13 protein-coding genes are annotated in these 11,768 nt (G+C 68.2%); 8 read left to right on the forward strand and 5 right to left on the reverse strand.

The annotated features are described in order from the left end of the window. Positions 1–50: 50 nt before the first annotated feature. Together CA951_RS17690 and CA951_RS17695 are read right to left on the reverse strand one after the other, a co-directional pair. Positions 51–1,379 carry an MFS transporter gene (locus tag CA951_RS17690; RefSeq protein WP_087558071.1) on the reverse strand — a complete coding sequence of 443 codons (1,329 nt, stop codon included), beginning with the start codon at positions 1,377–1,379 and terminating at the stop codon, positions 51–53. Beyond that, complete coding sequence (locus tag CA951_RS17695) at positions 1,376–2,608, reverse strand: M20 family metallopeptidase (protein ID WP_087558072.1); 1,233 nt, start codon at positions 2,606–2,608, stop codon at positions 1,376–1,378. The genes CA951_RS17690 and CA951_RS17695 overlap by 4 nt, the downstream gene beginning before the upstream one ends. A gap of 128 nt (positions 2,609–2,736) precedes the next feature. On the opposite strand from CA951_RS17695, the gene CA951_RS17700 reads away from it, so the two are divergent. Genes CA951_RS17700 through CA951_RS17710 form a run of 3 tightly spaced genes read left to right on the forward strand, consistent with a single transcriptional unit; the run spans position 2,737 to position 4,664 of the window. After that, positions 2,737–3,756: an Lrp/AsnC family transcriptional regulator gene (locus tag CA951_RS17700; protein ID WP_087558073.1), complete on the forward strand. Its 1,020-nt coding sequence runs from the start codon at positions 2,737–2,739 to the stop codon at positions 3,754–3,756. Positions 3,757–3,798: 42 nt separating this feature from the next. Beyond that, positions 3,799–4,326 carry a DinB family protein gene (locus tag CA951_RS17705; RefSeq protein WP_087558074.1) on the forward strand — a complete coding sequence of 176 codons (528 nt, stop codon included), beginning with the start codon at positions 3,799–3,801 and terminating at the stop codon, positions 4,324–4,326. Then, the gene (locus CA951_RS17710) at positions 4,323–4,664 is read left to right on the forward strand and encodes a TraR/DksA C4-type zinc finger protein (protein WP_087558075.1); all 342 of its coding nucleotides are present in this window, start codon (positions 4,323–4,325) and stop codon (positions 4,662–4,664) included. Before CA951_RS17705 ends, CA951_RS17710 begins: the two co-directional genes overlap by 4 nt. On the opposite strand, the gene CA951_RS17715 is transcribed toward CA951_RS17710, so the two are convergent. After that, positions 4,661–4,933, reverse strand: coding sequence for an ANTAR domain-containing protein (locus CA951_RS17715; RefSeq protein ID WP_072948135.1), 273 nt, complete (start codon positions 4,931–4,933; stop codon positions 4,661–4,663). The genes CA951_RS17710 and CA951_RS17715 overlap by 4 nt on opposite strands. A gap of 358 nt (positions 4,934–5,291) precedes the next feature. Here CA951_RS17715 and CA951_RS17720 point away from each other — a divergent pair, with 358 nt between their 5' ends. From CA951_RS17720 to CA951_RS17730, 3 genes are read left to right on the forward strand one after another with little or no spacing between them, the layout of a single operon-like run. Then, entirely contained in the window at positions 5,292–5,510 is a 219-nt protein-coding gene (locus CA951_RS17720; RefSeq protein WP_087558076.1) for a ferredoxin, read from the forward strand. Beyond that, positions 5,500–6,864: an NAD(P)/FAD-dependent oxidoreductase gene (locus CA951_RS17725; protein WP_087558077.1), complete on the forward strand. Its 1,365-nt coding sequence runs from the start codon at positions 5,500–5,502 to the stop codon at positions 6,862–6,864. The genes CA951_RS17720 and CA951_RS17725 overlap by 11 nt, the downstream gene beginning before the upstream one ends. Positions 6,865–6,878: 14 nt before the next feature. Continuing rightward, positions 6,879–8,090, forward strand: a complete 1,212-nt coding sequence (locus CA951_RS17730; protein ID WP_087558078.1) for a cytochrome P450 — start codon at positions 6,879–6,881, stop codon at positions 8,088–8,090. On the opposite strand, the gene CA951_RS17735 is transcribed toward CA951_RS17730, so the two are convergent. Both CA951_RS17735 and CA951_RS17740 read right to left on the reverse strand, forming a co-directional pair. Next, positions 7,987–9,528 carry an HNH endonuclease signature motif containing protein gene (locus tag CA951_RS17735; protein WP_256973896.1) on the reverse strand — a complete coding sequence of 514 codons (1,542 nt, stop codon included), beginning with the start codon at positions 9,526–9,528 and terminating at the stop codon, positions 7,987–7,989. The genes CA951_RS17730 and CA951_RS17735 overlap by 104 nt on opposite strands. Positions 9,529–9,560: 32 nt before the next feature. Further along, a complete protein-coding gene (locus CA951_RS17740; RefSeq protein ID WP_087558080.1) occupies positions 9,561–10,508 on the reverse strand; it encodes an AraC family transcriptional regulator in 948 nt (315 codons plus the stop codon). A 241-nt stretch (positions 10,509–10,749) separates the two neighbouring features. Between CA951_RS17740 and CA951_RS17745 the strand changes: the two genes are divergently transcribed. Together CA951_RS17745 and CA951_RS17750 are read left to right on the forward strand one after the other, a co-directional pair. Continuing rightward, positions 10,750–11,322: a flavin reductase family protein gene (locus CA951_RS17745; protein WP_087558081.1), complete on the forward strand. Its 573-nt coding sequence runs from the start codon at positions 10,750–10,752 to the stop codon at positions 11,320–11,322. Positions 11,323–11,360: 38 nt separating this feature from the next. Continuing rightward, positions 11,361–11,768: 4-hydroxyphenylacetate 3-hydroxylase N-terminal domain-containing protein (locus CA951_RS17750; RefSeq protein ID WP_306300851.1), on the forward strand; the 408-nt coding region annotated here is incomplete at its 3' end.

The following is an 11,768-nucleotide window of genomic DNA, read 5'->3' on the forward strand; positions in this document are numbered from 1 at the left end:
CACACGTGAGCGGCAAAGCGTGCCGGAGCACACTTTGCCGCTCACCTGGGCTACTGCTGGGCAGCCAGATCCCGTCCCCTGGTTTCCGGGATCGTGATCAGCGCGACGGTCGAGACCGCGACGAGCGCGAGCGCGTACCACTCGAACAGTTCCGGCGACCCACGGTCGGCGAAGAACGTCTGGACGTACGCCGCCGTCCCGCCGAACGCCGCCACCCCGATCGAATACGGCACACCCACACCGGCGGCGCGCAGCCCGGTCGGGAAGAGTTCGGCCATCATCGCCGGCATGACCGACAGGAGCGCACCCATCACGAACAGGGCGATCGCCATCGCGATGAACAACGTGACCGCGCTGTGCCCGATCATCGCGTTGAGCGGAAACAGCAGGGCCGCGATCCCGAGGTTGCCGATGTACAGCACCGGCTTGCGCCCGATCCGGTCCGATACGGCGCCCCAGAAGGGCAGCGACGCAATCAGTACGAGGTTCGCGCCGACCCCCGCCCACAGTGCGCCGGACGGATCGATACCCCGGACCGTGATCGCGTACGCAGGCGCCGACACCGCCCACACGTAGTAGACGACGGTGCCACCGACCGTGAAGAACAGGATCTGGCACACCTGCCGCCGGTGCGCGACGAACAGTTGCCACATCGACTGCTTCGCGGTGTCGTCGCCCGACTCCTCGTAGACCTCGGTCTCGCTCATCCGGGACCGCATCCACAGCACGAACAGGCCGAGTACGCCGCCCAGCAGGAACGGCACCCGCCAGCCCCACTCGGCCATCTGCTCCGAACTCAGCGTCGTGGTGAGCAGTGCGCCGAGCAGCGTGCCGACCACGACTCCGGTGGTGTTGGAGATGTAAATGAGGCTGGACCAGAGTCCGCGCCGCGCTGTCGGCGCGAATTCCACGATGTAGGTCTGTGCGGACGGCAATTCGCCGCCGTGCGCGACGCCCTGCGCGAGACGGGCCACGACGAGGACGATCGCCGCCGCGACACCGATCGTCTGATGCGTCGGGGTCAGGCCGATGACGAGGCTGCCGATCGCGGCGAGGCCGACGGCGAGTGTCATCGACAGCTTGCGTCCCCGGCGGTCCGACAGCCAGCCGAACAGCAGACCGCCGAACGGCCTGGCGACGAATCCGACGGCGAAGACGCCGAACGACGCGAGCAGGTCGGAGACGGCGGACCCGGTGTGGAAGAACTGCGGGGCGAAGAACGCGGCGAACGTGGCGTAGACGGTCCAATCGAAGTACTCGATCCCGTTGCCCGTGCCCACGCCGACGATCGCGCGGGCCTTCTCCCAGCGCTCGGACCGCTGACGGACGGTGGGCGGGCCTGCGCTCACGGACCCGCTCTCGGTGGCGATCCCGGTCATCGTGCGTCACCTCCCGCTGCGGCATTCGTGGCCTTGTCCAGCCGTCGAACGGCCAACCCGGCGTAGATGGTGGCGGCGTCGGCGAGCACCGCATCGTCGAACTGGGCTCGCGGCGAATGGTTCATCGGAGCGGCGGCGGGATCGGCTCCCGGCATGCAGGCGCCGAGCCCGATGAAGGCGCCGGGTACTTCCTGCAGGACGTAGGAGAAGTCCTCGGACCCCGACATCGGATGCGTGACCGTCTCGTAGCGGTCCTCCCCCATGAGGTCGCTGACCACTTCGGCGCCGAACGCCACCTCGTCGACGTCGTTGACCGTCATCGGGAACTCGGGGGCGACGGTGACGTCGACGTCGACGCGTTGCGCGGACGCCACTCCCTCGAGCACCCTGCGCAGCGCCCCCGGCACCTTCTCGTACGTGGCCGGCGAATAGCACCGGACCGTCGCCTCGAACCGCGCATCGTCGGGAATGATGTTGTGCCGCGACCCGGCCTGCACGTTCGCGACGGTCACGACGACCGGATCGAACACGTCGAACGTGCGGGTGACCATGGTCTGCAGCGACGTGATCATCTCCGCCATCGCGGTGATGGGGTCCCGGGCGGTCGACGGGGACGATCCGTGGCCGCCCGCCCCGCGCACCGTGACCGTCAGCTTGTACGACGCGGCGAGCAGGGTGCCCGCCTTGGAGAAGAACCGGCCCTGCGGCTTCTGACAGGAGAAGACGTGCATGCCGTACGCCGTGTCCGCGCGGCGACCGGACGCGTCGAGGACACCCTCGTCGACCATCACCTTGGCGCCGTCCCACCCTTCCTCGCCGGGCTGGAACATCAGGACGACGTCGCCCGCCAACCGGTCGCGGTGACGGCTGAGCAGTTGCGCGGCCCCGACGAGTGCCGCGGTGTGCAGGTCGTGCCCGCATCCGTGCATGGCACCGTTCTGCGCCGCGAAGTCGAGCCCGGTCTGCTCGGTGACCGGCAGTCCGTCCATGTCGGCGCGCAGCAGCACCGTCTGTGCGGCGGTTGCCGACCGCCTGCCGCCCCGGAGCACCGCGGTCACGGACGTCGTGCGGGTTCCCGTCGAGATCTCGAGCGGCAGCCCGTCCAACGCCGCGAGGACCGTTTCCTGTGTGCGCGGCAGATCCAGACCGACCTCGGGTTCGCGGTGCAGTACGCGCCGCAACTGCACGAGGTCGCCCTGTAGAGCGCGGGCGTCGTCCAAGAGATCCATTGCTCTCCCTTATGTCGGTGGTCACGTTCGGGACCGAATGCGTCGATGGTCATATGCTGTGAGCCACGGCACGACGGACCGCCGAGAACGTCGAAAACGATCATTCTCACCGAATCAGGAAGAGCTTTATGAGCGAGATGCTGACCGAAGCCGAGCTTTCGCTCATTCACGCCCTGCAGATCCGGCCCCGGGCGACGTGGGCCGAGCTGGCCCCGATCCTGCGGGCGACGTCCGCGACCCTCGCACGGCGGTGGGAATCGGTCACCGAACGCGGACTGGCCTGGATCACCGCCTATCCCGCGCCGATGACGGGTGCGGGAGCGTTCACCGCCATGATCGAGGTGACGTGCGACCTCGCAGGCACGAAGGCGCTGGTCGAGGCGCTCACCCGGGACCCGCGGGTGTCGTCGATCGAGCATGCGGCCCGGGGCCGGGACCTCATCCTGACCGTGCAGACGGGATCGCTGCACGAATTGTCGGACCTGGTGCTCGAGGAGTTGCCCCGCCACCCGAGCGTCAATTCGACCCGGACGCACACGTGCACCGCACTCCACGCGGAGGGCAGCCGGTGGCGCCTCGACTCCCTGGACACGGCGCAGTCCGCCGCGATCGCCGCACTGGAGAACACCCCTCCGCAGTCCGGATCGAGCCGGCCGGAGAGCCTGACGGACGAGGTCGCCCGCGCGCTCGTCCGCGAACTCACCCGGAACGGCCGGGCGTCCGCGCGCGAGATCGCCGCGGTGATCGACCGGCCCGCGTCCTCGGTGCGCAGGCAACTCGCCGGGTTGCTGCGCTCCCGCGCCGTGGTGCTGCGCTGCGACGTCGCCCAAGATTCGACGCGGTGGCCGATCACCGTCACATGGTGGTGCCGCCTGCCCGTGCGCGCGCACCGCGACGTCGTGGAGGTCGTCAACACCCGCCCCGAACTGCGGCTGTGCATGTCGATGACCGGACCCGCGAACTTCCTCGTCAGCATGTGGGTGTCTTCGCTGCCCGACCTGTTGCGGGTGCAGGAGTGGCTGGAGACCCGCGCCCCCAGCCTGGAGATCATCGACTCGTCGGTGACTCTCCGGTCCCGGAAGCGGATGGGGTGGGAACTCGACACCCACGGCCGCGCGACCGGTTATGTCACCGCGCACGGCGGCTGACCGCTACGGTCGAATGCGCCACCATCGGACCGGCTGGAGCAGGTGATCCCCGTGACCTCTACCGCGAAAACGTCGACGACCGGCGAGCGTGCCGACCTACTGGAGTCGCTGGCCAAGCACCGGTACCTCCTCCGCCACACCGTCCGCGACCTCACCGACGAGCAGGCGGCCCGGCGTCCGACGGCGAGCGTGCTGTGCCTGGGCGGACTCGTCAAACACGTGTCGGACACCGAACGGGTGTGGGCCGATTTCATCGTCCGCGGCACCGACGCCGTCCGCGGCGGTCCCGTGGACGGCACCGGCACCGGCAATCGCGAGAAGGAATTCACACTCCGCGACGACGAGACCCTGGCCGGCGTCCTCGACCGTTACGCGAAGGTGGCGCACCGGACCGATGAGATCGTGGCCGCGCTGCCCGACCTCGACATCTCGCATCCGCTGCCGAAGGCGCCGTGGTTCGAACCGGGATCGCGCTGGTCCGCGCGCCGCGTCCTGCTCCACATCATCGGTGAGACGGCCCAGCACGCCGGGCACGCCGACATCATCCGGGAATCCCTGGACGAGACATGACCGTCCCCGAGCATCGCGTCCGAATCGCCGAGGAACGTGCCGACGCCGAACGTCGAATAGCATCACTGACCGGGCGTTTCACCGCGATCGTGGAGGGATCGGAATTCACCACGGACGATGACGAACACGACCCGGAGGGCTCGACGATCGCGTTCGAACGGGCCCAGGTGTCGGCGCTACTGGCCGACGCCCGGCGCGAGGTCGAGGATCTGGCGGCGGCGCAGCAGCGCCTCGACAGCGGGACGTACGGCCTCTGCATCAGGTGCGGCCGGCCGATCGCCGAGGTTCGGCTCGACGCGCTCCCGGCCGCGCAGACGTGTATCGACTGCGCCGGCTAGGGCAGGAAGGCTCCCCACTCGCGCGCAGCCACGTCTCGGGCCCGGCGATGGTCGTCGGCCTCGGGACGGATCCCGTCGGCGAGGTCGGCGAGGGCTTCGGCCAGATCACCGACATCGACCTGATGCCGCATGGAGGAGTCGAGGAGTTCGTCGAAGGCCTGGTCCGCGCTGTACGAGCTTCCGCGCGCGGTGGTCAGGATCTGAATTGCAGCGTCCAATGCGGACAGGTGCCGTGTCGCGCGGGTGTCGCGGTGAGCTTCGATCGTCAATATTCCGCCTCTGAGGTGTCGCCACTGGGCGTGCCGGTCTGGTGTGACCACATCACATCACGATCCGGACGTCCGTGTTGCCGAATCGAGACCGTGTCCGAAAGTTGTTTCTCGACAGGACGATACGAACTCCGGTGAGGTACTTGTAACTCTCGTTACTACCGCGCGGTTCTACCCGTGAGTAGGTCGCCGGCGAAATCACATTTCTTAACGGCTCCAGAACAGCGGATCGAAACCGAACAGACCGGCCATTCCGCAATACTGTTTCCCGGGCGGAGTTCTCCACCCGACGCGATCGGACGGCCGTGCGCCGCGCAGTCCTAGTGGACCCGTGTGACCAGAACTGTTCAGAATCGGGATGATTGACGTGAAACTCGTCGTCGACCTCAATCGGTGCCAGGGTTACGCGCAGTGCGTGTTCCTCGCACCCGACGTCTTCACCCTGCACGGAGAAGAGGCCCTTCTCTACGACGCGGGCCCCGCCGACGGCGAACGCGAGCACGTGTCGCAGGCCGCCGCGGCCTGCCCGGTGCACGCCATCACCACGGACCTCCCCGATCACCAGCATGGGGAGTGACGTGCGGATCGTCATCGTCGGCGCGTCGCTCGCCGGGGTGCGCGCGGCGGAGGCACTGCGGGGGCAGGGCTTCGACGGGTCCCTGACGCTGATCGGCGACGAACCCTACGAACCGTACGACCGGCCGCCGCTGTCGAAGGCCGTGCTCCTCGGGATCATGCCGCCCGAACACGCGGCGCTCCCCTACCGTTCCGACCTCGACGCGAAGTGGCTGCTCGGTGTGCGGGCCACCACCCTCGACCTGGAGAACAACCGGGTGGTGCTCAGCGACGGCGACACCGTCGAGTTCGACAAGGTACTGATCGCGACCGGCGTCCGCGCCCGGCCGTGGTCGAACTCGTCCGAGGCGGCACTCGACGGCGTCTTCACCGTCCGCACCTGCGACGACTCCCGCCGACTGAACGAGCGGCTGTCTGCCGGCCCGCGCCACGTCCTGGTGATCGGCGCCGGGTTCACCGGATCCGAGATCGCGTCGGTGTGCCGGGAGCGCGGGCTGTCCGTGACGGTCACCGAGCGCGGCCCGGCACCGCTGGTCGGTGCGCTCGGCGGTGTGGTGGCGGCGGTCGCGGCCGACATGCAACGCGACCACGGCGTCGACCTGCGCACCGGGGTCACGGTGACCGGACTCGACGGCGACAGCGACGGACGACTGTGCCGCGCGCACCTCTCGGACGGGACCGCACTCGACGTCGACGTCGCGATCGTCGCGCAGGGCAGCATCCGCAACACCGACTGGCTGGCCGGGTCCGGCCTCGCCGCCGGGCCCCGGGGAGTCACGTGCGACGCCGGCTGCCGGGCGTTCGACATCAACGGCATCGTCACCGACAACGTGTTCGTCGCCGGTGACGTTGCGCGGCAACCGCATCCGCTCTACGACTACCAGCTGCTGGCGCTGGAGCACTGGGGCAACGCGATCGGCCAGGCCGAGGTGGCGGCGCACAACATGATCCACGACGGCCTCCGCCGGCGACCGCACCTGGAGATTCCGGCGTTCTGGTCCAGCCAGTTCGGCGTCAACATCAAGTCCGTCGGCATCCCCACCTATTCCGATCAGGTGGTGATCACCCAGGGTTCGATCGCCGACCGGCGATTCGTGGCGGCGTACGGCTTCCGTGGTCGCGTCACCGCGGCGGTGGCGTTCAATCAGGGGAAGTGGCTCGACTTCTATCGGGGGCTGATCGAGTCGGCGGCGGAGTTCCCACCGGACTTCGACGTCATGGACCGGGCGGACCCGTTCGAGGTGCGGCCGTCGGAGTTGCCGGACCCGGCCGTTCTCAGCCATGGCCCAACCGTCGCGGTGACCGGTCATCTGCCCACCGAACGTCGTGTCGAGTTCGTCTCGCTACCGAAGTAACAGGGAGAGTGCCCATGTCGCGTGCGCAGTTGTTCGAGCGGATCACCGACCAGGCGAACCGGCCGAATCCGTATCCGCTGTACGAGGAACTTCGTGAGACGCGGGTGGCGCCGCAGGACAACGGTTCGTTCCTCGTCGGCCGGTATTACGACGTGATGGCGCTTCTGCACGATCCGAGGATCAGCTCCGACCTGCACAACCGGGGGCCGGGGCTTCCCGGAGCAGATCGGGCCGGCGACGGGCCGGAGTCCTTCCTCAAACTCGATCCGCCCGAGCACGATCGGTTGCGCCGACTGACGACGCGCCAGTTCGGCCCGCCGCACAGCCCCGACCGGATCGACTCCATGCGTGGCGAACTCGCAGAACTCGTCACGAACCTCGTAGACGGGCTCGACGGTAAGGGCCGCATCGACATCGTCGACGACTTCGCGTACCCGTTCCCCGTCTCCGTCATCTGCCGTCTGCTCGGGGTGCCTCACGAGGAGGAACCCCGGTTCCACGCCTGGGCCGACGCATTGGTGGCGGCCATCGACCCGCGGCGCACCAGCGCCGACAACGAGCAGGTGAAGGTGGCGCAGCAGGCCCAGATGGAAATGGCCATGTTCATGGCCGGTCTCATCGAGGACCGTCGCCGCAATCCCGGTGACGACATGCTGTCGGGGCTGGCCAACGATTCGGGGCCCGACGGCCAGTTGAACACCGTCGAGTTGGTCACCAACTCCATCCTGCTGTTCATCGCCGGACACGAGACCACCGTCAACCTCATCACCAACGGCATGCTGACCCTGCTGCGCAATCCCGACGTTCTCGAACGGCTTCGCAAGGAACCGGAGTTGATGCCGAAGGCTGTGGAGGAATTGCTCCGCTTCGAACCGCCCGTGCACCTGCTGGGCCAGCGAACGCCGATCGTCGACATCGAAATCGACGGTGTCACCGTCCCGAAGGGGTCGCCGCTCGTGCTGGCGTTGGCGTCGGCCAATCGCGATCCCGAACGCTTCGTCGACGCCGACCGGTTCGTCCCCGACCGCGAGGACAACCAGCACGTGGGTCTGGGCAGCGGCATCCACAGTTGCTTCGGCGCTCCCCTCGCCCGCCTCGAAGGGCAGATGGCGCTCACCGAACTCATTCGCCGCCTCCCGAATCCGCGCCTCGTGGAGGACCCGCCGCCCTACCGGCCCAACCCGGTGCTGCGCGGTCCGCGGCACCTGCTGGTGGACTGTGGGTGACAGGGGCTGACCCCCTTCCCCGCGCGTGCTCGATCAGCTCACCGGGGTGGTGCCGGTGGTTGATGCGCGGTCTCCGGGTGCTGTCGATGTGCGGCGGCGGGATCCACTCGGTCCGGCCCGGGTAGTCGGAACGGTCCGGCGCGGATCGTGTCGTCCACCCCGCCGCGCCGTCGTTGACCTGGGCGTGGCATGCGTCGCAGACCAGGGCCAGGCCGTCGACGTCTGTGCGTCCACCCTTGTGCCAGTCGGTGACATGGTGCACGGCGCACAGACTCGACGGCGCTGCACATCCCGGCCGGGTGCAGCCGCCGTCCGCCGCGATCAGGGCGAGTCGCTGATCTGCAGTGGCCAGACGACGCCGCCGGCCGAGGTGCAGCGGACGACCCGCGTGGTCGAACAATGCCAGCACCGGATGCGCGTCCTCGGCCAGGGCCAATGCGTCCGCGATCGGGAGCAACCCACCTGTGGCCGTCGTGGCGAGACCACCGACCGCCTTCTCCAGTTGCTCGAGCGTCATCGTGACGATCACCGTGGCCGGGAGACCGCGGTGTCTGCCCAGCACACCCGACTCGAGCAGCGCCCGGAACACCGCACTGAACGCGTCGTGGTTGCGCTGCGCGGCGGTGCGGGTATCGCGAGCGGCAGCCGCCGCCAACATGTCTCGATCGACCGACGGGTCCTCGCCATCACCGGTCGGTGATCCGGGATCGTCCGGATTGTTCATCCCGGGCCGCGCCCATTTCGCGAGGATCGGATCGAGCATCACCCGCGCGACGGGGTCGAGTTCACCGGAGATTCTCGACATCAGTTCGGTGTCCTGACGGCCGATCGAAATGCCGCGTCTGCGTTTCCGGTCGCGGTCGTCGCCGAGGTTCCCGTCCGGATTCAGGTAGGCCAGCAGTCGGTGCCCGGCCTGCTCCACGTCCTCCGGGGTTCCCGTTCGCGCCAACCTGGCCAGCACGGCCTCGGCGTCGGCGACCGCGTCGTTGCCGACGGCGTGCGGAATCTTGCGCATCACCCTCGCGATCGCCCGCGCATGATCCGTTCCGATGTCGCCGTCGCACTGTGCCGCAGCGGTTTCCGGAAACACCGGTGCCATCGGATCGCCGGCCAGGGTGTGCCACACCCCCAGTTCGCGGGCGGCGGTGACTCGGGCGGACGCATCCGCCCCCGAGATCCGGAGCACGTCGATCAGGAACTTCCTCGGCGACGTGTACCCGAGACTCACCGGGACCGCGCGTTCGACGCTTTCCACGACCAACCGGTGCGAGACCGCCTCCGCGCGGCGCAGCGACCGCTCCAGCCCGCGCATCATGTCGACGACATCACCGTCCGACAACCCGGTCAACCCGGCGTCGAGCAACCCGTCGACCGCGGCAGCGAGCATCGACAAATGCTCCGCCACCCGGCTCCCCACCGGCCCCCCAGTCGAACTCATGTGCGAATACTATCGCGGGGGTCCGACAACTTTCACAGGCCGCGGTCCCGCAGCGACTCGGACGGCGTCACACCGTACTTGCGGCGGTAGGCGGCGGCGAATCTGCCGGTGTGCATGATTCCCCAGCGGGTAGCGACTTCCGAAACAGTTGCACAGGAGGCGCTTCCGATCAGATCGGCGTGCACACGCTCGAGGCGCACGTCGACGAGGAACTCCATCGGCGTCATGCCCACGTATTCGCGGAACCCCTGCTGCATGCGCCGCACGCTCACGCCGACGAGTTCGGCCATCTCGCCTGCGGTCCAGGGGCGGGCCGGATCCTCGTGGATCGCGTCGATGACCCGCTTGACGATGCGCGGGCGGATTCCCGACGAGCCCGTGTCGTCGTCCGGCATCGCGGTGAGCACGAGAGCGGTGGTCAAGGCACCACACAATTGCTGCGACACCATCTCACTGCGCAGGAGAACGCTGTCGTGCAAAGCCTGGTCGGCGACGGAACGGACGAGCCTGAGCCACTCCGCTCCGGCGCCCGCACGCAGGTCGAGTTGCCGCGGCAACAGCTGACCGGGCCTGGCGAGCACACGGTCCATCTCCCGCTGCAGGTAGTCCCGGTCCACCTTGAAGCCGATGATCTCGCAGGAACTGCTCCAGTTGGTGATTACGGTCCGGGTGTCGGGCGGACAGATCGTCGCCAGCCCCGGCGTCGACGTCACTTCCGTACCGCCGGTGACGGACACGATGCGACCGGTCAGGGGGATGTTGATGCCGTACGCGCCGGGATGGTCGGACTCGATGGCCACGGCTGCCCCGAATCCGATCCGGGCGAGCCGCGACGCGCCCACGTCGGACGATTCCAGCGACGACCGCGCGGCGTTGTCACGCGACAGCGGACGCAGTTCGTGAGGGAAGTACGCGTCCGCGACCACCTCGTGAACCTCGTCCCAGTCGGTGAAACCGGGGCCTTCCAACTGTCCTCGCATACGTACGTCCAGACCTCTCACCTCGTGCTTCGGTGGCGTTCGAGCAACTCCCGACCCTAGCATCGCCTGTGACTCACGTCACTGCAAGGCCCTGCACCCCGCCTCCACCAATCCCGTTTCGCGTTCCGGATCGGCGGTTCGCAATGGGGATCGACGCACTGTGACGCCCGCCATACGTTGTGCAGGTGCCCCCAAACGCGGGGGTGATCGCACGAATCGTGCAGAAAGGCGGTCACGAAAAATGGATCAGCGCACTCTCCGTAACATTTTCGGCCAGTTCGCCAGTGGCGTCACCGTGATCACGTGCGCGAACTCCGACGGCGAGCCGCACGGGGCGACCGTCACCGCGTTCACCGCAATTTCGATCGAACCTCGACTGTGCCAGGTGACGCTGACCCGGAAGTCGAAGGCGTGCAGCTACCTGAGCGATGCGCCGTTCGCGGTGAACATTCTGGCCGCCGATCAGCTCGACACCGCCATGCACTTCGCGGGCAAACCACAACGGACGGAGCCGGTGTGGGACGAGTCCGGCATCGCTCCCGCCCTGTCCGGCAACGCGGCCACGCTGACGTGTTCGCCCTGGGCGTCCTACGACGGCGGCGACCACGTCATCTTCATCGGCGAGATCGTCGATGCGTCCGTCGACCCGGTCAAGGACCCACTGCTGTTCTACCGGAGCACATTCCACGATCTGGGTGCCGTGTCGGGCACTGCGGCGTGGAACGGTTGCCTCGACGACCCGCACAGCGGATGGTTCGACGCCACCGCGTCGTTCACCCCGGTCCACCTGCAGCTCGCGCGCGCTGCGTCCTGACGAACAGCCCCCGACCCATGATCTTCGAAGGGAACACCATGACCACCACCGAAGCCCCCGCCGACCGCAGCACGGTCAACACCGCCGCCGACTGCGATGCCAACCGCACCGCAAACTTCGCGTCGCGGCCGATGACCGGTGACGAGTACATCGAATCGCTGCGTGACGACCGCGAGATCTGGCTGCACGGGGAACGGGTGAAGGACGTCACGACGCACCCGGCGTTCCGCAACCCGATCCGGATGACCGCACGCCTCTACGACGCGATGCACACCGGCGAGCACGTCGACGCCCTGACGACACCCACCGACACCGGCAACGGTGGCGTGACGATGCCGTTCTTCAAGGCGCCGAAGTCCTCCGACGACCTGCTGAAGGACCGCGACGCCATCGCCACCTGGGCGCGCATGACCTACGGCTGGATGGGCCGCTCCCCCGACTACAAG

The sequence above is a fragment of the Rhodococcus sp. NCIMB 12038 genome, from assembly GCF_002165735.1.
Lineage (GTDB): Bacteria > Actinomycetota > Actinomycetes > Mycobacteriales > Mycobacteriaceae > Rhodococcus_F.

What these genes read in the sequence shown, in the direction of transcription:
- CA951_RS17735 (WP_256973896.1), bottom strand. Translation starts at nt 9,528, where the DNA reads ATGAGTTCGACTGGGGGGCCGGTGGGGAGCCGGGTGGCGGAGCATTTG.
- CA951_RS17720 (WP_087558076.1), top strand. Translation starts at nt 5,292, where the DNA reads ATGATTGACGTGAAACTCGTCGTCGACCTCAATCGGTGCCAGGGTTAC.
- CA951_RS17700 (WP_087558073.1), top strand. Translation starts at nt 2,737, where the DNA reads ATGAGCGAGATGCTGACCGAAGCCGAGCTTTCGCTCATTCACGCCCTG.
- CA951_RS17730 (WP_087558078.1), top strand. Translation starts at nt 6,879, where the DNA reads ATGTCGCGTGCGCAGTTGTTCGAGCGGATCACCGACCAGGCGAACCGG.
- CA951_RS17695 (WP_087558072.1), bottom strand. Translation starts at nt 2,608, where the DNA reads ATGGATCTCTTGGACGACGCCCGCGCTCTACAGGGCGACCTCGTGCAG.
- CA951_RS17740 (WP_087558080.1), bottom strand. Translation starts at nt 10,508, where the DNA reads ATGCGAGGACAGTTGGAAGGCCCCGGTTTCACCGACTGGGACGAGGTT.
- CA951_RS17725 (WP_087558077.1), top strand. Translation starts at nt 5,500, where the DNA reads ATGGGGAGTGACGTGCGGATCGTCATCGTCGGCGCGTCGCTCGCCGGG.
- CA951_RS17710 (WP_087558075.1), top strand. Translation starts at nt 4,323, where the DNA reads ATGACCGTCCCCGAGCATCGCGTCCGAATCGCCGAGGAACGTGCCGAC.
- CA951_RS17690 (WP_087558071.1), bottom strand. Translation starts at nt 1,379, where the DNA reads ATGACCGGGATCGCCACCGAGAGCGGGTCCGTGAGCGCAGGCCCGCCC.
- CA951_RS17745 (WP_087558081.1), top strand. Translation starts at nt 10,750, where the DNA reads ATGGATCAGCGCACTCTCCGTAACATTTTCGGCCAGTTCGCCAGTGGC.